Below are 20,237 nucleotides of genomic sequence, written 5' to 3' on the forward strand. Positions count from 1 at the left end.
TAGGCTATAACTAGGGAACCCTAATTAACCAATAGAAAGGATGTTTCACCATGTCAGGAACTGTAAAACCAGCTTATCACAATGGCTTCACATTGCTTGTAGTGTTGTTCATTCTACTTATTATTGTAGGCGCAGCATACGTTTGCTAAGAAAAACCGCGAATGCGGTCTTTTATTTCGCTTTCAGGAGTCTTTGAAAAGCCCCCGTTTTTAACTCTATTATCCAAAAAATAGACAGAGAAGCTTTCTACCAAGCTCTCTGTCTATTTCTATAATTATCCTTTACTTATTTTACGGCGCTCCCGTTCTTCTTCAAGACGCTTCATATAAATATTTCCTTCGTTTTCAATCCATTCTTGTTCGGTACGTTTGTCTTCAATTGAATATTTCACTGCAAGATATCCACTTAAGATAATCCCAGCTACTACAAAATAAACCCACCAAGGACTAGATAAAAGAAACGCTCCAACTGCTGTTTGGGTAAGGATAAACCCAACTGCAAGGATGGCTAGTAGAATGAATGCAAATCGTTTACTCGGTTTATTTTTCATATTTACCCCTCCATGCTTTGTACCATTTACTATAGCTTATGTACAAGCATTCGTGGTTAGAACTAAAAATCTAAAGGCGGTTCATGAAAGCTAGGTTTGTAGAAACTTCTGTTATCCAAAGCCATTACACGCTCTGAAAATTCCCCTGGTTGAACACGCTCTAATGCACGATCCATCATATTCATCTTGGCATCAATATTATCAATCATGTGCAAGACTTCTGCTTCTCGAATGACCGGTACTTTTGGACTTCCCCATTCACCTTTTCCGTGATGTGATAAAATTAAATGCTGAAGAATTAACACTTCTTCCCCTTCTATAGCCAACTCTTTTGCACCTTCTGCAATTTCACTAACCATAATTGAAATGTGGCCAATTAACTTCCCTTCTAATGTATAGGATGTATCGACTGGACCAGAAAGCTCTCTAACTTTCCCAAGATCATGTAAAATAACCCCGGCATATAAGAGGTCAGTATCAAGAGTAGGATATAACTCAGAGAGGCTTTTTGCTACTTTTAGCATTGATACAACATGGTACGCAAGCCCGGATACAAATTCATGATGATTTTTAGTAGCCGCCGGTACTTCTAAAAACGCTTGCTGATGTTTCTTTAATAAATGACGGGTAATTCGTTGTATGTTAGGATTCTTCATTTCAAAAATACATTGTGTTATTTCTTCAAGCATATCTGCTGGTGCCAAAGGAGCAGATCTAATGAAATCTGCGATATTAACTTGATCCATCGCTGTCGTTGGACGGATACTACTAATCTTCATTTGCAGTCTTCCTCGGTATTCTGACACTTCTCCATGGAGGTGAACGATCACTTGACTACAAAAAGCGGCTTCATCATCAGGTGAACATCCCCATAATTTCGCTTCAATATCCCCTGTGTGATCACTTAAAATCAGTGTTAAAAAAGGTTTGCCATTGCTTGCTACCCCTTTTACTGCTGATTTTATTAAGTAATACGTTTCTACTCGATCTCCCACTTTTTGAAATCGTATTCCCTTACTCATATTCATTCACCTCAGTTACAATATTCGATATTCTATTAGTATAGCACATAATTTCATTGTCTTTTTTAGAAAGAATAGAGGTTATCCCAAATGGTCTACTTTCGACCTTTTGAAATAACCCCTAATTCCTGACTGTAGAGATATCTCTATTTCTTCTGCTTCTTTTTCATTGGATTTCTTCGGAAAGATATGGAGAATCTCACTCCTAATTCCGTATTTTCGACTTTAGCTAAACCACCATGTAATTCCGTAATTCTCTTTACAATCGCAAGACCGAGTCCAAATTTACCTTTATTCCCTTTATAAAATGGATTAAAAAGTTGCGGTAAATCTTGAGTTGGAATCGAATCGCCATTATTCTCTACCGTAATTAGTACCTGATCATCTTTTAAGGAGGCTTTCATCCATATCGTATCTTTCGCATACCTGAGCGCATTTTCAACTAAGTTCTCTAATAGAACTTCAAGTTGTTCAACATCACCCGAGAAACGTGTTTCAGCACCTTCGACTAATATTTTCACGTCTTCTCTTTGCACACGGAACCTCTCTTCTATTTGAAATGCTATTTGTCCAAATATAATCTCCTCATGCTTAGGACTTTCTTCTTTTAACGAATCTAATTTAGTGTAATATAACATATCGATGACGCGACGTTCCATCCTATTCGCTTCCTCAATAATCACATCCATTGTTTGTTCCATGTTATTTTTAGGCAAAATGCCATCCTTAACTGAATGGGCATAACTTTTAATAACCATTATTGGTGTTTTTAGTTCATGTGAAGCATGTTGAATAAACGTTTTCTGAGCACGATCGTATAAATTTAAGTTTTGACGCATTCTTTCAAATTGGTCAGATAACCTTTGAAAATCTTCATCACCTTTCCACTTTAACGGTTCTTGCCAATCGCGATTTGCTATAAGTTCTAAATGATTACCTAAAATAATGAGTGGTTGGCGTAAATAATGCTTTAACCAAATAGCAGGAATTAAACTTAAACAGCTTGTCAAAAGGAGTATATAGAGCAACCGTTCCCATAGCCGGTTAACCATTTGATCACGGTACGTATCCCACATATAGGAGATATGGAAGGCCGGACGCTCATCAATTTGTGCTTTAGTAATAACATAAAAAACGGTTGCACCACCATATTGAATTTCATAACGACCACGGTTAGCTTCTTGCTTATATGCATTTTGAGCCATTTCCTGAAGTACTTCTTTTGGTGGTGGAGCTCCCTCTGTCGCACGTCCTAATGTATCATATATTAAAAAGTGTCCTACCCTTCCTGGATCACGATCTGTAAACTCATGTTCATTTCTAGGATTAATTAAATCAAGTAATGGGTAAGCACTTCTGATTTGTTCATGTTCAATGATTCGGTACGTTTCTTCAGTCATCGTCCCTTTAATGGAGATCGGGTAAATAATAATAATGGATAGAACAACGATAACAATGATCGATATAAACGCGAGCCAGATACGCTGCGTTAAATTAACTTTAATCATGAAGACAAGATCCTATATCCGTAACCATACAACGTTTCGAGATGAACTCTAGGCATTTTTTTACGCACTCGTCTTACAACATCATCAACTGCACGCTCAGACCCGAAATAATTCACGCCCCAAACATGCTCTATTATTTTCTCCCTTGAAAAAGCTTTTCCTACTTCACCTGTAAGAAGCAAGATTAAATCCATTTCTTTTGTGGTTAGATCAACCAATTGCTCTCCCTCTGCCTCTTCGTCAACAACTGTTCGTCCAATCGGATCGATGGTATATTGATTCAATTCAATTTTCTTTTGTTCTTGTGTTGATACTCCATACACTCTATTTAGTAATTTCTTTGCTCGTATAATTAATTCTTGTGGTAAGAAAGGTTTCGCTAAATAATCATCACTTCCCATTTCAAGCCCTAATACTCGATCCAAATCTTGATCCCTCGCTGAAATAAAAATAACTGGCGTATCCGTTTCCTCTTTAACGGCCTTCAATAATTGATAACCATCTGTTCCTGGTAACATAATATCAAGAATCCATAAATGAGGTTTGTCCATAATAGCATCACGAGCTGCATCACCATCATTAAAGACTTTAACATTCCAACCTTCTTTCTCTAAATAGGCTTTTAACACCTCAGACAAATTCTCTTCATCTTCAACTAAATAGACAAGATATTCACCCATATCTGTTTCCTCCTTATAAAACGTTCTAAATACAATCTATCTTATATTGTATCTTATTTTAATCGATGAAACGAGTTTCAGGTATAGGAACCGCTACTATCAAACATAATTACACTTTTTCTCATATTCAAGCAAGTTTAGAGACTTCTCGGGAAACATTTCCTCATTTCGCTATTTCCCGGGTAAAACTGACGAAAATAAATTGAATACGACAAAAAAGCAACCAAGCCTCTAATGACGTTGATTGCTTCAAAATATAATGCAATACAGTTTTTTTATTTCAACAGTGTGATTATACTAGCGTCGCAATAGCTGTTAGAGCAGCAAGTGGCAAGATTAAACGATTCCATCCTAGAGGACGCGGGTATGGACCATAAGGGTAGGGGTAATATGGAAAATAGTATGGGTATGGAGAATAGAATCCTGCGGGATAATACCTTTCATGCCTTTCCTGTCTAGCCAGTGGCTCTTGTGGATGATGGGCATACGCATGATCATACTCCTGACCAGACTGATACATCTGTTGTACATCTGTTCCTTGCATCAATTGTGCCAAATCCATATACTGTCCCATTTCATCAACAGGAACCATAACATAGACGTTGTGATCATCTACATGCTCAATAATCCCAGAATATCCATGTTGATTGCCAACTTGTAATTGAACTGGCTGATGTAAGTAGTTTTGACACTGTATTTTCATATTTTGGTGGTGACTCATTTCATCTCCTCCTTTTCAGTTATAGCCTATTCAGAAAAGAAAGTTTGGGTGAATGCTGATTGCCTCTTCCTCTTTGCTCTTTTCATATAAAAAAGCATAGCGACGATCGCTATGCTTTTAATAAACTATTTACGTTTTACTTACTTGAGCGGTTTGTTGTTCAAAGCGAGTTACAGTGAAATATGTTTGAGCAATCATGAAAATATTCCCTACTACCCAATACAATGAAAGCGCTGATGGTAGTGTCATACCTGCTACAATAATCATAACTGGCATAATATACATCATGATCTTCATCTGATCATTTAACTGTGCCGCAGTCATTCTTACTTGCATGAATGTCGTTGCCCCTGCAATTAGTGGTAACAAATACAAAGGATCAGGATTTCCTAAATCAAACCATAAAAACGTATGAAAGGCGATTTGTTCTGTCCTCATAATCGCAAAATAAAATGCCATCATAACTGGTAGTTGAACAAATAACGGAAGACAACCAGCCATCGGATTGACACCATGTTGTTGGTAAAGGGAGAATAATTCTTTCTGCATTTCTTGCTGTTTTTTTGGATCTTTCTTCGTAGCCTCTTTATACTTATTTTGTAATTTTTCCATCTCAGGGCGTAGAGTTTGTAGAGCTCTCGTACTTTTTTGTTGTTTCAATACTAACGGAAGCAAAGCCAACCTCACTACAATCGTCACTAATACGATTGCTAAACCATAGCTTCCATTAAATAATTCAGCAACATAGATAAGAAGCCATGACATTGGATATACGAAAAAATGGTTCCATACACCTTCAGTCTCTGATGTTATCGGAACATGCTCTACACTTCCACAAGCTGTCATTGTCACTAGGATCCCCAAGAATATAAACAAAATGGCTATTTTTTTCACAAAAGTTCCTCCTTGTTGTTTTCGTGTTTAAGTTAGAAAACAACAAGAATAGGATCTTCATCATCTTGATTTTTATGATCGATAAATGAAGGAATTTTTGGCCGATACTGTTTTGAAGATGGTTGGATAAGACTTGAGTTTACATCTGCTTGATCATCCATATGAATATATTGTCTTTTCCAACTCGTTCGTAGCTCCCACTCAATCATTAAAACATTAGCTTTAGTAAAAGCAGCTACTACTAAGACAGTCATAATTACAGTTACCCATACCATGGTCATATCCGATAGAATTTCAATCAACTTATCCACCTCCTCTAATACGTTCATCTTATCACAAAATTATTTACTAAACAAAAGACCGTTATTACTCTTTTCTAGCTACAAGTCAATAAAAATAATTCTTTTATTACAGTTTCCTTGTATGAACTGTCGAAAAATAAAAAAAAGACTTTCTCAAAAGGTCTGTTCTTTGACCTTTTGAGAAAACCCTTAGACTTAAAAGAATTTTATAATTGCACTCTCAATTGTTTGCGAAACACTTCGCGAATCATGTAGGAAACACCGTTTTGCTCACTTGAACGCGTCAACCAATCTGCCACTTCTTTAACTGAATCAGTTGCATTTCCCATCGCCACACCTAAACCGACTTGATTAACCATATCAACATCGGTATTTTGCGATCCTACAGCTACCATTTCATCTGCGCTTATTCCTAGATACTGGCCTAATGTTTGTAATCCTCTTGCTTTGGAAACTCCGGCGCTCACAATCTCAAATCTCCCCGGTGCTGATTCAAGCATCCTAACTCCAACAACCACTTCTTCTATCTGCCTAATAGCTCGCTTTTGATCCTCTTTTTCGAAGAACTGAACTTGAATTTTCGGAGGAGCAATCGGCTCTTGCATAAGCTGTTCACAAACAGAGTCTACGAATCGAATAGGATAAAATAATGGATCTCCTATGCCAATCGTCATTTTTGCTATTAAATGATTCCGTTGTTTCACTTTATTACCGATCGAGAAATCTTCATGTAACACTCGTATGTGACAATCATACCTCTCTAAAATATCCACAACTTGTAGAGCTTTCTCTTCTTTTATTCTACGTAAAAAAATAGGTTCATCTGCCTTTTGAGCAATGAAAGCTCCATCACTTGTAATAAGACACCCATCTACTTTTAATGCTTTTGCAATTTTTTTCGCAGATGGATATGGCCTTGACGTCGCAAGAGTCACATACACTCCTTTTTCCTTCACATATTGAATTGCATCCTTAGTTTGTTTCGTAATTTTAGAATTTGACTTTAAAATGGTTCCATCGATGTTCAGGGCCAGCAGTTTATAAGTCATTGTCGTAAGTCCCCCTTCTTCATGTTGTCCCTATGCTATGAGCAACAAATAAATGACTTGCTCTTTATAAGTAAGACTATGAAGATAGCTCGTTTATTAGAACCTAGACGTAGTACCGAATCTTTTCTATACTTTAATTACTGCACAAAAAGGGAATAACAGTTCTTTTTCTGTTTACTACCTATTAAAAGAAAATATCTTAAGAAGGGGTCTTATGAAAAAAGTTGCATCTTACTATTTATTACCCGTTGTCTTTTTCTTATTACTTTCTGCTTCTCAATTATATGAGCAAAACTTCCAAACCATTCTCATGACCATACTTGTCTCAACTTGTATGGGCCTTTTAACCGGTTTGGTTATTCACATCGCTATGATTGTTAAGAAAAGAGTGTCCAAATAAAGAGGGCACTGAAAAAGGTACGGTTTTGACCTTTTTCAGTGGCCTTTAAGCAATGAGCGGAACCGTTGCTTTGTCTTAAAGCCTGCTATGAGTGGTTTTCTCATAGCAGGCGCGCAACGTGTGGAGCCATTGCCGCTTCTTCGAATCTTCTAAAAAGGACTTTTTCAGCGGCCTCCTGTGTTTTTTCTTTTTCAGTGCCCTCAAAGCAAAGGGTTGTTCCAAAGGTCTGTTTGACCTTTGGAACAACCCCAGACTTATTATCAAAATTATTGTTGATCAGGATTTCCATTTCCGTAGATTTCCTCTAAAGGTTCAGTGATGATCTTGTTTACATCCCCAATAATTACACTTAAACGTTGCTCTGCTTCCATTAGCTTAGAGATCAGCTCGTGTTGTTGAACAAGCTCAAATTGCTGCTGTGCTTGCTGAGCCTCTTCTTCTGTGATTTGAACTCCTTGCATTTGCTTTTGTTGAAGTTCAAGTTGAAGATTACGGAAGTTATCTAACATTCTTTTAGCAATATCATCAGCTGCAATTTGTTCATGCAATGATTTAAGTGCTGTAAACTCTTCACTTTCAGCTATTGTCTTCTTTAATTCGTGGGCCTTATCATAAACATTTGACATTATGTATGTCCTCCTCAAAATAATAGTCCTACCGACTATAACATTTCCGCTATAGCATTTCACCCCATCGAGCCTATTTTGTAAAAAAAATGTCGATTTATCTAGTTTATTACCCTATAAGCATAATAATGAAACCCTGTATGAAACCAATCAAGCCCCCAAGAACTGCCCCAAGATACGTAATCATTTTAAATTCTCGCTTGGAAATGGATAGTACAAGCTCCTCTAAACGCTCAACGGAAAATGTTTGTACTTGCTCACGAACAATATCATCAAGGTGGAAGCGTTCGAGCAATGTTTCCAAATGAGTACTGAGCATATCTAAAATCACTTCTACACCTTTTGGAATTATTGTCGTTTCAACATACTCCTCATAAGCACCTGTCCACTCATTCATTGGTTGTTCTAGCGTAGAAAAAAGAGGCACTTGTGTTTCTATCGTTCGTGTAATAAACGAGACAATTTCCTTTTCATTTAAGAAGCCTTCCACATCTTCAAGTTTTTTCTGCTTCACTTTCTGCCACTCTTTCATCAATAACTGTTGTAAGAGATCCTGTGTGCCATCATCTTTTAGAAACTTCAAAAGCTCTGGCTGTACTTTGTCAACTAACCGTTCATTACCGAGGAACATAGAAATCATATTCCCTAGTGTTCCCTTTTGAATTAAAAAGCGGTCAATCATCACACTTAGTCTTTCTTTTCCCTCTGGACTTTGGAGGAATGATTGTCCCCTTTCCAGAATATAATTAGTAACAGTTGGAATTTGTTCTTCCATTTTATTTTGTAAGGAGGAAGGAATTAATTTTTCTAATGATTCATTGCGATTTCGTTGAATAAATTGACTATAGCCCTGCTTAACTATCGCTTCCGTTTTGTTTAAAAGACGATCCTTTAGATCTGTAACGCCAAAACGTTGTTCAAAGACAGTAGTAATACTTTCGTTACTTCTCATTATTTTTTGTGCTTCCACTTGTAACCAACTGATCATTCCTGAAGAAAAAGCCTTGCTTTTTAGCTTTTTCCCAAGGCCTTCAGCTGTAAGCAAATAATCAACGACCATTTTTCCGAGTTGCTTAGCAAGTTCATCGTGTCTTTTTGGAATCAATCCAGGAGTAAAAGGAACACGCCAAGATCGAATTCTCACTTCTTTATATGGACGAAATAACATTTTTATAGCAAGTGAATTGGTTAAGCCACCTATAATGGCACCAATTATAACCATAAAAGCAAATAACAACATTGTTTGCAAATTGATAACACTCCTTTTTCCATTCACCAAATAGGCACCTATCACATAGTATACGATACGACAATACTCCCCCGCTAGTTATTCAATACGAACCCCTTTATATTATAAAGTTCTCCCTCACTAATCAAAGGAGGTCCTTTAAATGAAGATTATTTCGCTAAGGAGTCGCCAATGGGAGCAATACCGCAGACCAATCTTGAACTTTGTTAAAAGTCACGATAAAGATGAGGTGAACTCTTGTTATTCTTGGCTTTTCAAACTAAAAAAACACCATTTACACCAGCCTGGTACTTGTATTAAGTTAGCTCTTTGGGATGGAAAAATCATTGCAGTCGCTGCCGTTTCCGATTATGGGACAACACATTCTGCATTCATCATTGCGCCTAATTACTCACAAACTGAAATTCAAATCAACCTTTTCACTTCCCTAATCAATGATCTTGGTGTCTGCTATACAAAAATTCGTTATGATGACAAACAAAAAATAAAGTATGCTCTTCAAGCTGGACTTGTTTGTTTTGCCTATTTAAGAGGGGACAATGATCAAATACACCTTTGGTTCGGAGGGGGACATTGGCACACAGATGATATTACTGAAAAAGAAGCCTAACAGAGGAAACTAAACAAGGGGGGCTTTTTTTACAGCTTCGTATAACACCCATTAGCTTTCAAGTGCTATAGTATAAGAAAGCGTTTTAAGTGAAATGGGGGAGGTTACTATGTTAGTACATTTTCAGTGGAAAGAATTACGTAATAACCTTTTACGTCGCGAATGGGCCTTTTCATTCTTTCATGAGGGACAATATATGACCGGTATTTATTTTAAAGATGGCTCCATTAAATGGGCGGACTCTAACGTTTCCTCTCATAAGAAAGAAAAGCTTGAACCGTATGTTCATGACTTAATGCTTTATCATGTTTATGAACAACACTAACGAATAAAATATGACCACTCACCACATTCTAATAGGCAAAGGAGTGGTCATATGGGAAAAGACAAAGGTTCAAATTATGAAGGTCGTGATAAAAAGTTTGTCGATGTTGATCGGATGATAAATGAAGGCCTTGGTGGAGGCACAACTCATGGTTGCCAATCTGGAATTATTGAAGAGTCTCGTGGTGACTTAGAACAGGAAGATCCCCCAGCTAAATCCTAACTTTAATGTCGGGAGTGTCTAAAAATGATAAGACACTTCCGACTTTTTTGGTTCTTATTGGGCAGCTTACTGATTGGAGAAAATATTATTGTTCATTAACAAGGTGTACAATTGCAATCCCACAATAGTTGCACTCTAAATAATGAGGGCACTGTTCTTCTTTTAAATCAGTGGCAATTCCATTACTTCTTTTGGTTAAATCTATTGGCAAATAAGCGTCGTATTTTTCGTAATAATCCATAATTCTACCGTAATCAACTTGCTGCTCTTGACATTGTGTACATCGAATTTCTAAAGTAGTCATTCCATTACATACTGGACACATACCCATCGTTTTATCTCCTTGTATACAAAGAAGAGGTGAGCGAACTCACCCCTTCTAATCCATAATCTTATTATTGTTGTGTTCCGCCCATTTGTTGTTCAGCCATTTGAACAAGGCGTTTAGTAATTTCTCCACCTACAGACCCGTTTGCACGAGATGTAGAGTCTGCTCCAAGGTTAACACCGAATTCAGAAGCAATTTCATACTTCATTTGGTCAAGTGCTTGTTGTACACCAGGTACAAGCAATTGGTTTGAATTGCTGTTGTTGTTACTTGCCATGTGTCTCACCTCCTTGTGTACTTATAGTGTGGTTATTTTCGATCTAGATATGTAAAAAATACTTTGATAATTTATGGAAATTAACATTAGCACTAAATAAAAGGGCACTGAAAAAGTCTCTTTAGCAAATTCGAGGAAGCGGCAATGGCTCCACACGTTGCATTGTTTATAGACCACTGAAAGAAGGTGCGTACCTTTTTCAGTGGCCTCCTGAAAAGGCCTTTTTTCAGTGACGTAAAAGTTCAAAATATATTATTGGTATTCACTAAAAGTTGGCGACCTGCTATATGATGTTGGAAAACGAGCTTGATTAAACAGGATAAACAGGATGTTTTCGCTCACTGAATTGTATTTGCTTTGATGAATAGGCATTGAACCGTTTCATTAATTCTTCACGCAGATCATTCCCTTGTACAATGCCATCTATAATTAGCTCAGAAGCTAATCGGTATACATCAATATCTGCTTTATATTCTTCTCGCTTCTGCTTAATGAACGGTTCACGTTCTTCTTCTTTCAACTCCTTTATTTTGTTTGCATACACAGCATTTACAGCTGCCTCTGGTCCCATTACGGCAATTTGCGCGTGTGGAAGCGCTAAACAACAGTCTGGTTCAAAAGCCGGACCCGCCATTGCATACAAACCTGCCCCATATGCTTTACGAACGATGATAGAGATCTTTGGGACAGTTGCTTCTGACATCGCAGCAATCATTTTGGCACCATGGCGAATAATACCAGCTCTTTCCACTTTTGTCCCTATCATAAATCCAGGAATATCAGCCAAAAATAAAAGTGGGATATGGTAAGCGTCACACAGTGAAATAAATTTCGCAGCTTTATCTGCTGAGTCATGGAACAGGACGCCGCCTTTTGCCTTTGGCTGGTTGGCGATGATCCCCATTACACGTCCATCTAACCTTGCAAATCCCGTAATTAATTCAGGAGCAAATAGCTTTTTTATTTCAAAAAATGTACCCTCATCAATGATTCTGTCAATTAAATCGTACATATTAAAAGGGGCATTTTGATTAGCAGGAATAATGTCATCAATACTTTTTTCAAATGCTTTCGCTTTTTTTGTCTTCGTTATTTTGGAAGCTTCTTTATAACTTGGCGGGAAATAACTCAAATAGTCTCTTGCTAGTGTAATGGCTTCTTGCTCTGAAGCAGCTAGGATATCTCCGCAGCCTGAAACAGAACAATGCATCTTTGCTCCACCCATTTCTTCAAGAGATACCCGCTCTCCAATTACCATTTCAGCCATACGTGGAGAGCCTAGGTACATAGACGCGTTGCCATCTACCATAATCACAGTATCACAAAAGGCTGGAATGTATGCTCCTCCAGCTGCTGATGGACCAAATAACAAACATAGTTGGGGGACTTTCCCAGATAATTTCACCTGATTATAAAAAATCCGACCTGCTCCCCTCCTCCCAGGGAACATTTCAACTTGGTCTGTAATGCGTGCTCCAGCAGAATCCACTAAGTACAACATCGGCACATGAAGTTTTTCTGCTGTTTCTTGGATTCGAATTATTTTTTCAACCGTTCTTGCTCCCCATGAACCGGCTTTCACCGTTGAATCGTTTGCCATCACACATACCGTTTGACCATTAATTTGTCCTATCCCTGTAATAACACCGTCTGCAGGTAATCCTACTGCCTTATGATTTGCAAATAAACCATCTTCAAGCTCCGTTCCTTCATCAAGTAGAAGTTTCAGTCTGTCTCGGACAAATAACTTTCCCTTCGCTTCATTCATCCTGTGATATTTGGGCGCACCACCTTGTTTAATTTCGTTGACTTCATCTTTCCACTTTTTCTCAAGAGACACTTGTATCCCTCCTATTCCCCTTTGTAATTTGGTTTTCTTTTTTCTTGAAACGCAAGCAAGCCTTCGAGACGATCCTTTGTAGAAATCAATTTTTCATATGCATTCCGCTCTATCGTTAATGCAGTCTGTAGATCCACCTCTAACCCTAGATCAATTGCCCGCTTCGCTTGCCTAACAGCGACTGGTCCGTTACTTGCAATCTTTTTAGCGATTTCATACGCTTTCTGTAACACATTTTCTTGTTTCTCTACGTGTTCGATTAACCCAATTTGCTTAGCTTCGACTCCAGTTACTCTAGAAGCTGTAAAAATAAGCTCCTTTGCTTTTCCTACTCCAATTAATCGTGATAGCCTCTGTGTTCCACCAGCACCTGGAATAATCGCCAAAGAGGTTTCTGTTAAACCGTAAATAGCCGTTTCACTACCAATTCGTAAGTCGCAAGCTAATCCTAGCTCTAAACCACCACCTAAGGCACTGCCATTCATTGCCGCAATGGTTGGCTGCTTTAATGAAGCAATACGATTTATGGTCATTCCTATCTTTTGTACAGCAAACCTAACTTCTTTTTCATCCATTTCATTTCGTTCTTTTAAATCAGCTCCTGCACAAAATACATTTGTATTCTTACTCGTAAAAATAATCACTCTTGCCTGCTTTGAAGTTTCTACACTTGATAAAATATCGTTAAGTTCACGTAACAGTTGAATTGAAAGCGAATTAGCTTTCGTTGGTCGATTAAGAGTTGCCAAAATAACGCCTTGTTCAGGTTCTTCTACTAAGAGCGACTTCATTTGACAGCCTCCTTACCTTTTTTTAGCAATTGCTACTTGCAGGCGATGACTAGGTAACGTTCGTTTTAATCTTTTTTGAATCCATACAGCACAAGCTGTAATTTGCTCTAAATCAACTCCTGTCTCTACTTTCATTCCATTAAACATGTAAATCATATCCTCAGTTGCAAGATTTCCTGTTGCTCCTTTTGCATATGGACATCCACCAAGCCCTCCAACCGATCCATCAAAAGAACGAACTCCAAGCATATAAGCTGCATAAACATTGGCTAATGCCGTTCCACTTGTATCATGTGGATGGAAGGCAATGTTAGTAAGTGGAATATGCCCAGAAACCTTTCTTACTGTTTCTACAACTTGGTTTGGTGTCGCAACTCCAATTGTGTCCCCTAATGAGACTTCGTCTACGCCCATTTCCATTAATTGAGATGAAATAGACAACACTTTATCGACATTCACAGCTCCTTCGTACGGACATCCAAAAACAGTTGAGACATAGCCTCGGACTGATTTTCCAGCACACTTAGCTTCGCTTACGACTTTCTTCAAAACAGGAATTGTATCATTAATGGTTTTATTTATGTTTTTTTGATTATGCGTCTCACTTGTTGATAGAAAAACCGCAATTTCATCAATTCCAGCCTCTAGCGCTCGTTCTAGTCCGTGTTCATTTGGTACAAGTGCTCCAAAAGTTACATGCGCTCTCTTCTTTACACCTTTAACAACCTCACTTGCATCTGCCAGTGCTGGAATCCACTTCGGATGGACAAAGGAGGTTAATTCAATGTAGGGAAGTCCCGTTTTTACTAATTGATTCATCCATTCAATTTTTGCTTCTGTACTTACAATCTCCTTTTCATTTTGCAACCCATCTCTTGGTCCTACTTCACGAATGTTTACATCAATTTTTCTCACCAACTCACTTCCCCCAATGATTAGATCTTATTCAGTCAAGCTCTATCAATGCTTCTCCTTCATCAACAAATGTTCCCTCTTCTTTTAACACGGCACGGACTGTTCCTTTCTCAGTCGATTCAATCGGGATTTCCATTTTCATAGACTCCAAGATTGCAATTTCTTGCCCCTCTGTAACGGTATCTCCAACTGCCACAAGCACTTTCCACACATTTCCTGCCATTGTTGTTGTCACTTTTTTCATTGCCCTCACTCATCCTTTTTTGTAATAGTCAGAAACAAAAGCAGTTGTCACTTCTCCTGCTCGGAAAACCGGATGGGATAATACATCTAAAAGCATAGGAATATTTGTTTTTATTCCTTCAATTCGGTATTGTTCTAAGACCGTTGAGATTTTAGTAATTGCCTCCGATCGACTATCTCCTTTTGCTATTAGTTTCGCGATCATCGGATCATAATAAGGGGTTACAACAGTCCCTTTTTCTACGGCACATTCATGGCGAATGCCCTCTACCGTTGGCAAATGTACATTGGAAATAGTTCCAGGTGATGGATAAAATGTCTTGGGATCTTCGGCATATATCCGAACTTCAATGGCATGCCCTTGTTGCTTAATGTCCTTTTGTTTAAATGACAAGCTTTCTCCAGCTGCTATACGAAGCTGCCACTCTACTAAATCGATCCCTGTTATTTCCTCCGTTACAGGATGTTCTACTTGTAACCGGGTGTTCATCTCTAGAAAATACACTTGTTTATCGTCATCAACTAAACACTCAATTGTCCCAGCATTTGTGTATCCTAGCTTTTTCACAGTATCTGTCGCCAATTTACCCATCTTTCTACGAAGCTCCTCATCCAAAAAAGGAGATGGCGACTCTTCAACTACTTTCTGATTCCTTCTCTGAACAGAGCAGTCTCTTTCCCAAAGGTGAACCACTTCTCCTTTTTGATCTGCTAAAATTTGAATCTCAATATGTCTTGCTCTCTCAATAGCTTTTTCAGCAAACATCTCACCGTTACCAAAAAACATTTCAGCTCTTTTCTGGTTTGACGAAAAGGCTTTTCTTAACTGTCCTTCGTTTTCCACTTTCTGCATTCCAATGCCGCCACCCCCAGCCGAGGCTTTAAGCATAATCGGATATCCAAGTTGACTAATAGCTTGCACCAACTCTTCTTCATCTTCTGTTGCTTCTTCTGTACCTGGAATAACTGGAAATCCAGCATTTTTCATTGCGTTACGTGCTTTTACTTTTTCACCCATTAGTTCAATCATCTCAGGGTTCGGTCCAATAAAAACAATATTCTCGCTTTGGCACCTTCTAGCAAAATCAGCGTTTTCAGATAGCAATCCATATCCAGGATGAATGGCATCTACCTGACTCTTTTTGGCTATTTCTATGATTTTATTAATATTTAAATAACTTTCTTGTACTCTAGGAGGTCCAACTACATATGATTCATCTGCCATTTGTACATGTAGAGCATTTTGGTCAGCTTCTGAGTAAATAGCTACCGTTTTCACACCGAGTTTTTTACACGTTCGAATAATGCGAAGTGCTATCTCCCCCCGGTTAGCGATTAACACTCGAGTAAACATCTAACTCCTCCAATCAAAAACAACCTAATTGCCTTGCTATGACAAGACGTTGTATCTCAGAAGTGCCTTCACCAATTTCCATTAATTTGGCATCTCGCAACATCCGTTCAACTCCATATTCGCGCATATATCCATAGCCCCCATGAATCTGTAACGACGCGTTACACACTTTTGTCGCTGTTTCAGAAGCGAACAATTTAGCAAACGCCGCTTCTTTAGAAAACGACTTATTCTTGTCCTTGAGCCAGGCTGCTTTCATAATCATATTTCTTGCTAACTCTATTTCCATTGCCATATCAGCTAGCTTAAATTGAATTGCTTGAAAATTGGATATCGCTTTCCCAAACTGCTTTCGTTCTTTTGCATAAGCGAGAGCCTTATCAAAGGCTGCTTGAGCTATACCAACTGCTAATGCGCCAATTGATATCCTCCCTCCATCCAATGTGTAAAGAAATTGTTTAAAGCCCTTTGATGGATCACCTAATAAATTTTCTTTTGGGACTCTCACATCTTCTAGAACTAATTCACATGTATTAGAAGCTCGAACTCCCATCTTGTCGTAATCGCAGCGAATGTGAAAGCCTTCAAGTCCTGTTGGCACAATAAATGCAGATATGATTTTTTTCCCCTTTGAATCTTCTCCTGTCACAGCTGTGACAATGACACTTCTTGCGTACCCTGCATTGGTAATCCAACACTTTTCTCCATTAATAATGAATTCATCACCATCAAGAATTGCAGTTGTTTTCGTCCCTCCAGCATCTGAACCTGCATTAGGTTCTGTTAATCCAAATGAGCCAAGAGCTTCTCCTTTTGCTAGCGGGGTAAGGAATGTTTGTTTCTGCTTTTCTGTTCCGAAATAATAAACTGGACTTGCGCCAAGTGAAACTGCAGCTGCGTAACTTAACCCGGTGCCTCCACAGGCACGACCAATTTCTTCAACTGCAATCGCATACGTAATTGTATCGGCTCCAGCTCCACCATATTCTTCAGGAAAAGGCAAACCTAAAAGGCCCAGCTCTCCCATTTTTTTAAATACTTCTTTTGGAAACGTTGCTTCCTTATCCCACTTCTCTGCATATGGGGCTATTTCAGATCGAGCAAATTGACGTACCATATCCTGGACGATGCTTTGTTCTTTTGTTAACTCGAAATCCATTCTCTTTCCCCCTCCGATGTATTGAGCGCTCGCTCACTTTGAAGTCCCTAATCCAACTATACGTCAGACATACCAATAGCATGACAATAATGTAAGCGTTAACATAAAATACTGATTGTTTAGTGGTCCAATAAAAAAGGTAGAGCTGTCTAAATAACAACCCTACCTTTAAGGTATCCTTATATAACTTTGATTTGTGACATACACTTGTAGTCTATTCAAAAGTTCCTTTAACTTTAATTTCTCCATTCTCAATCATAACTTGTCCGTTTGCGATAACAGTTTGAATTTGAAGATTTTTTGATAATATGACAATATCAGCATCATTTTCAACTATGAGCTCTCCCTTGCCTGGCAATTTCAGTGCATTAGCAGGGTTTTTGGTTATAACTTGCAGAGCTTTCTCCAGTGGTACCTCTTCACTCAATACCGCATCTCGAACCTCTCCAAAAAGGGATTTTATTTCTCCAATTTGTAAGCCGATTAATCTTCCTTGATCATCAAAAGCAGGTAAACTTCCTTGTGCATCGGAAGTAAACGTAATTTGCCCTAATGGTACACCTTCATCCAAAAGAAGTTTCAAGGCACGACTGCATTTTACTTCTCCTTCTTCCAAGAATGACGGAACCGTACTCGTAGTAAAATCAACAAATCCTCCTTTTTTGGCGAACTCTACTCCGGCTTTAAATAAAGTAGCATTACGATTAATATGGGTTGGGATAAATTGTGTAATAGGAATATCAGTTTGGGAAATCACTTCGTCTAATAAGGAAAGAGTTTGATTACTATCACCGACATGCACATTTACCTTGCCGCCTTTTCCGGCTAACATCCCACCAACTCTTGCCTCTGCTGCAATTCTGCTAATCTCATCAACGGTTGGCTGTGAAGATCGATGGTCTGCAATTGCGACTTCACCGACTCCAATAATTTGATCAATGAGCATTAGATCACTTTGGATCGAACCGGTTACAGGCTTAATTGGGACTTGATATGAGCCTGTATGGACATAGCAAGAAATTCCCTCTTCCACGAGACCTTTTGCTTTTGCAATTAAGTCTGGCATCGTTCTACTCGTCCCATCTGTTCCTATTACCCCGACAATGGTTGTTACTCCTGCTGTCGTAGCTTGACTAAGCATCAATTCCGGTGTACGAGTCTTGAATCCGCCTTCACCCCCGCCACCAGTAATATGTACATGGCCATCAATGAATCCTGGGACAATATAGGAACCTTCCCCATTTATTACTTGAACATTTATGTTTAAGCTATTTACATCAATAGCGTCTTCTATTGCTACAATTTTTCCTCCTGCCACCAACAGATCTTTTTTTCCTTTATAATTAGGTGAGTAAACTTCACCTTGTTTTATTAACATTAACACTTATTTCACTCCATCCGTTATCTAATTCAATGTTACTTAAGTATAACAAATTTTCGATTCGTTAAAATCTTATCTAGCCTATGTTTTACAGGCCAAAACAATATTACATAGCCTCTTAGCAAATACTAAAAAAAATTGAAACCATCACACAATGCACTGCGTAAAAAACATAAATATGTATTTGAAAGGAGATAAGAAATGGGCTTCCTCATTGCAGCTGGCTTAATAATTGTTTTAGTTTTATTTTGGGTCTCTAGTTACAACCGTTTAGTGAAATACCGTAATTGGGTGGAGGAATCTTGGGCTCAAATTGATGTCCAGTTAAAAAGAAGATTTGACTTAATTCCTAACCTTGTTGAAACAGTAAAAGGCTATGCTAAACATGAACAAGAAACATTAGCTAAAGTAGTAGAACTTCGGAATCAAATTACTGCTCCTGGAAATAGCCGTCAAGAACAAATTGAAGCTAACAATGAGTTATCTGGTGCACTTAGGCAACTTTTTGCGTTGCGAGAGGCCTACCCAGATTTAAAAGCAAGTAACAATTTCAATATGCTCCAAGAGGAACTATCCGGGACTGAAAACAAAATTGCCTATGCTAGGCAGCTCTACAACAAAACTGTAATGGAATACAACACAAAGATTCAATCAATCCCAACTAATTTAGTTGCTTCGATGCATAATTTTTCAAGACGCGATATGCTAGAAATTCCGGCTGAAGAACGTGAAAATGTAAAAGTACAGTTTTAGAATGGGGAAATGCAATGATTCTCTATAAACAAATCGAACGAAATAAACGAATTACAGTGTTTATCGTAGCAGGTTTTATCATCTTTATACTAGCAGTAGGAGCCTCGCTAACATATATAACCTCTGGTGAATACTATAGTGGTATGTTTCTTGCTGTCGTCATTGGCGGTGGCTATACAATCCTGATGTTAGTATCAAGTACAAACGTCGTAATGAAAATGAATCATGCAAAACAGATAAAATCTAAAGAAGACGAACCCTTTTTATGGCATACGGTTGAGAATCTTGCTATGGCAGCAAGAATTCCAATGCCGAAGATTTTTATTATACAAGATCCGAGTCCTAACGCTTTTGCTACGGGGAACTCTCCAAAAAGTGGTGCTGTTGCTGTAACAACTGGACTCATTAATCGGTTAAACCGAGAAGAAATTGAAGGAGTCTTAGCACATGAAGTTGCTCACATTCGTAATTTTGATATTCGTTTAGCGACAATTGCCGTAGCTCTCGTATCAGCTGTCGCTATTTTAAGTGACCTTGGTTCACGAATGATGTTTTTTTCTCGCAGAAATCGAAACCAAAAGCAACATCCCGCTGTATTGATCGTAGCCCTTTTGTTATTAATTCTTGCCCCACTTGTATCTATATTAATCCGTTTCGCCATCTCACGAAATCGAGAATTTTTAGCTGATGCAAGTGCAGCCGAGCTAACGAGAAATCCTTTTGCGCTAGCATCTGCCTTAAGAAAAATAACAAGTGTTGAAACTCCCGTACAAGAGGCATCAAGTACGTCAGCTCCATTATATTTTGCAGATCCTCTAAAGAAAAGAGCAGCCCAGCTTTTTTCAACGCACCCACAGCCAGAGGAACGGATACGAAGGCTATCAAATATGTAATTATTCTAAAACAATTGCAATAGCAGCTCGCTATGAAATTTTCATAGCGGCCTTTCCAATTCAAAAATCATTCTACTTTGCTTCCTTATCTTCCAAAAAATGTTGTCAGAAAATTTACTATTCAATTTTTCTTTAGTGTGATATA

The 20,237-nt window shown here is 38.3% G+C and carries 27 protein-coding genes; 7 read left to right on the plus strand and 20 right to left on the minus strand.

What is annotated here, in order from left to right; genetic code table 11:
- The first annotated feature begins 50 nt into the window (after positions 1 to 50).
- Positions 51 to 149 carry a YjcZ family sporulation protein gene (locus AC1FXP_RS13895; RefSeq protein ID WP_480062341.1) on the plus strand — a complete coding sequence of 33 codons (99 nt, stop codon included), beginning with the start codon at positions 51 to 53 and terminating at the stop codon, positions 147 to 149.
- A 125-nt stretch (positions 150 to 274) separates the two neighbouring features.
- Here the strand turns inward: AC1FXP_RS13895 and AC1FXP_RS13900 are convergent, their stop codons facing one another.
- The 8 genes from AC1FXP_RS13900 to AC1FXP_RS13935 all read right to left on the minus strand — a co-directional run bounded on the left by AC1FXP_RS13900 (position 275) and on the right by AC1FXP_RS13935 (position 6,726).
- A complete protein-coding gene (locus tag AC1FXP_RS13900) occupies positions 275 to 550 on the minus strand; it encodes a sporulation YhaL family protein (protein ID WP_480062343.1) in 276 nt (91 codons plus the stop codon).
- A gap of 62 nt (positions 551 to 612) precedes the next feature.
- Positions 613 to 1,572: a 3'-5' exoribonuclease YhaM gene (gene yhaM / locus AC1FXP_RS13905; protein ID WP_480062345.1), complete on the minus strand. Its 960-nt coding sequence runs from the start codon at positions 1,570 to 1,572 to the stop codon at positions 613 to 615.
- Positions 1,573 to 1,718: 146 nt separating this feature from the next.
- Positions 1,719 to 3,080, minus strand: a complete 1,362-nt coding sequence (locus AC1FXP_RS13910; RefSeq protein WP_480062347.1) for a sensor histidine kinase — start codon at positions 3,078 to 3,080, stop codon at positions 1,719 to 1,721.
- Positions 3,077 to 3,760, minus strand: a complete 684-nt coding sequence (locus tag AC1FXP_RS13915; RefSeq protein ID WP_480062349.1) for a response regulator transcription factor — start codon at positions 3,758 to 3,760, stop codon at positions 3,077 to 3,079. The genes AC1FXP_RS13910 and AC1FXP_RS13915 overlap by 4 nt, the downstream gene beginning before the upstream one ends.
- A gap of 292 nt (positions 3,761 to 4,052) precedes the next feature.
- Positions 4,053 to 4,481, minus strand: coding sequence for a hypothetical protein (locus tag AC1FXP_RS13920; protein ID WP_480062351.1), 429 nt, complete (start codon positions 4,479 to 4,481; stop codon positions 4,053 to 4,055).
- A gap of 129 nt (positions 4,482 to 4,610) precedes the next feature.
- Positions 4,611 to 5,375 (minus strand): membrane protein insertase YidC, encoded by a 765-nt coding sequence (yidC, locus tag AC1FXP_RS13925; RefSeq protein ID WP_480062353.1) that lies wholly within the window; start codon positions 5,373 to 5,375, stop codon positions 4,611 to 4,613.
- Between the two features lie 32 nt (positions 5,376 to 5,407).
- Positions 5,408 to 5,677, minus strand: a complete 270-nt coding sequence (locus AC1FXP_RS13930) for a hypothetical protein (protein ID WP_480062355.1) — start codon at positions 5,675 to 5,677, stop codon at positions 5,408 to 5,410.
- Between the two features lie 206 nt (positions 5,678 to 5,883).
- Positions 5,884 to 6,726: a Cof-type HAD-IIB family hydrolase gene (locus AC1FXP_RS13935; RefSeq protein WP_480062357.1), complete on the minus strand. Its 843-nt coding sequence runs from the start codon at positions 6,724 to 6,726 to the stop codon at positions 5,884 to 5,886.
- 214 nt (positions 6,727 to 6,940) lie between these two features.
- On the opposite strand from AC1FXP_RS13935, the gene AC1FXP_RS13940 reads away from it, so the two are divergent.
- Entirely contained in the window at positions 6,941 to 7,126 is a 186-nt protein-coding gene (locus AC1FXP_RS13940; protein ID WP_480062359.1) for a hypothetical protein, read from the plus strand.
- 100 nt (positions 7,127 to 7,226) lie between these two features.
- Here AC1FXP_RS13940 and AC1FXP_RS13945 read toward each other — a convergent pair whose 3' ends face one another.
- From AC1FXP_RS13945 to AC1FXP_RS13955, 3 genes are all read right to left on the minus strand, one after another.
- Complete coding sequence (locus tag AC1FXP_RS13945; protein WP_480062361.1) at positions 7,227 to 7,415, minus strand: hypothetical protein; 189 nt, start codon at positions 7,413 to 7,415, stop codon at positions 7,227 to 7,229.
- A complete protein-coding gene (locus AC1FXP_RS13950) occupies positions 7,393 to 7,752 on the minus strand; it encodes a YlbF/YmcA family competence regulator (RefSeq protein ID WP_480062363.1) in 360 nt (119 codons plus the stop codon). Before AC1FXP_RS13950 ends, AC1FXP_RS13945 begins: the two co-directional genes overlap by 23 nt.
- A 109-nt stretch (positions 7,753 to 7,861) precedes the next feature.
- Positions 7,862 to 8,992 carry a DUF445 domain-containing protein gene (locus AC1FXP_RS13955; protein ID WP_480062466.1) on the minus strand — a complete coding sequence of 377 codons (1,131 nt, stop codon included), beginning with the start codon at positions 8,990 to 8,992 and terminating at the stop codon, positions 7,862 to 7,864.
- Between the two features lie 151 nt (positions 8,993 to 9,143).
- Between AC1FXP_RS13955 and AC1FXP_RS13960 the strand changes: the two genes are divergently transcribed.
- From AC1FXP_RS13960 to AC1FXP_RS13970, 3 genes are all read left to right on the plus strand, one after another.
- Complete coding sequence (locus AC1FXP_RS13960) at positions 9,144 to 9,611, plus strand: hypothetical protein (protein WP_480062365.1); 468 nt, start codon at positions 9,144 to 9,146, stop codon at positions 9,609 to 9,611.
- A 109-nt stretch (positions 9,612 to 9,720) separates the two neighbouring features.
- Complete coding sequence (locus tag AC1FXP_RS13965) at positions 9,721 to 9,936, plus strand: YheE family protein (protein WP_480062367.1); 216 nt, start codon at positions 9,721 to 9,723, stop codon at positions 9,934 to 9,936.
- 51 nt (positions 9,937 to 9,987) lie between these two features.
- Positions 9,988 to 10,158 (plus strand): hypothetical protein, encoded by a 171-nt coding sequence (locus AC1FXP_RS13970; protein WP_480062369.1) that lies wholly within the window; start codon positions 9,988 to 9,990, stop codon positions 10,156 to 10,158.
- Between the two features lie 85 nt (positions 10,159 to 10,243).
- Here the strand turns inward: AC1FXP_RS13970 and AC1FXP_RS13975 are convergent, their stop codons facing one another.
- The 9 genes from AC1FXP_RS13975 to iadA all read right to left on the minus strand — a co-directional run bounded on the left by AC1FXP_RS13975 (position 10,244) and on the right by iadA (position 18,449).
- Complete coding sequence (locus AC1FXP_RS13975; RefSeq protein WP_480062371.1) at positions 10,244 to 10,489, minus strand: hypothetical protein; 246 nt, start codon at positions 10,487 to 10,489, stop codon at positions 10,244 to 10,246.
- Positions 10,490 to 10,553: 64 nt separating this feature from the next.
- Positions 10,554 to 10,763 (minus strand): alpha/beta-type small acid-soluble spore protein, encoded by a 210-nt coding sequence (locus AC1FXP_RS13980; protein WP_034631054.1) that lies wholly within the window; start codon positions 10,761 to 10,763, stop codon positions 10,554 to 10,556.
- A gap of 310 nt (positions 10,764 to 11,073) precedes the next feature.
- Positions 11,074 to 12,531, minus strand: coding sequence for an acyl-CoA carboxylase subunit beta (locus tag AC1FXP_RS13985; RefSeq protein WP_480062468.1), 1,458 nt, complete (start codon positions 12,529 to 12,531; stop codon positions 11,074 to 11,076).
- An 83-nt stretch (positions 12,532 to 12,614) separates the two neighbouring features.
- On the minus strand, positions 12,615 to 13,394 hold the full coding sequence (locus AC1FXP_RS13990) for an enoyl-CoA hydratase (RefSeq protein WP_480062373.1): 780 nt from the start codon (positions 13,392 to 13,394) through the stop codon (positions 12,615 to 12,617).
- Between the two features lie 12 nt (positions 13,395 to 13,406).
- Positions 13,407 to 14,309, minus strand: a complete 903-nt coding sequence (locus AC1FXP_RS13995; protein WP_480062375.1) for a hydroxymethylglutaryl-CoA lyase — start codon at positions 14,307 to 14,309, stop codon at positions 13,407 to 13,409.
- A gap of 31 nt (positions 14,310 to 14,340) precedes the next feature.
- Positions 14,341 to 14,553 (minus strand): acetyl-CoA carboxylase biotin carboxyl carrier protein subunit, encoded by a 213-nt coding sequence (locus AC1FXP_RS14000; protein ID WP_480062377.1) that lies wholly within the window; start codon positions 14,551 to 14,553, stop codon positions 14,341 to 14,343.
- 9 nt (positions 14,554 to 14,562) lie between these two features.
- Complete coding sequence (locus AC1FXP_RS14005) at positions 14,563 to 15,906, minus strand: acetyl-CoA carboxylase biotin carboxylase subunit (protein ID WP_480062379.1); 1,344 nt, start codon at positions 15,904 to 15,906, stop codon at positions 14,563 to 14,565.
- A 13-nt stretch (positions 15,907 to 15,919) separates the two neighbouring features.
- Positions 15,920 to 17,065 carry an acyl-CoA dehydrogenase family protein gene (locus AC1FXP_RS14010; RefSeq protein WP_480062381.1) on the minus strand — a complete coding sequence of 382 codons (1,146 nt, stop codon included), beginning with the start codon at positions 17,063 to 17,065 and terminating at the stop codon, positions 15,920 to 15,922.
- 214 nt (positions 17,066 to 17,279) lie between these two features.
- Positions 17,280 to 18,449, minus strand: coding sequence for a beta-aspartyl-peptidase (gene iadA / locus AC1FXP_RS14015; RefSeq protein WP_480062383.1), 1,170 nt, complete (start codon positions 18,447 to 18,449; stop codon positions 17,280 to 17,282).
- 198 nt (positions 18,450 to 18,647) lie between these two features.
- Between iadA and AC1FXP_RS14020 the strand changes: the two genes are divergently transcribed.
- Together AC1FXP_RS14020 and htpX are read left to right on the plus strand one after the other, a co-directional pair.
- Positions 18,648 to 19,199, plus strand: coding sequence for a LemA family protein (locus AC1FXP_RS14020; RefSeq protein WP_480062385.1), 552 nt, complete (start codon positions 18,648 to 18,650; stop codon positions 19,197 to 19,199).
- Between the two features lie 17 nt (positions 19,200 to 19,216).
- Complete coding sequence (gene htpX, locus AC1FXP_RS14025) at positions 19,217 to 20,092, plus strand: zinc metalloprotease HtpX (protein WP_480062470.1); 876 nt, start codon at positions 19,217 to 19,219, stop codon at positions 20,090 to 20,092.
- Positions 20,093 to 20,237 lie beyond the last annotated feature (145 nt).

Source organism: Halalkalibacter sp. HAAS-P013 (assembly GCF_056619925.1).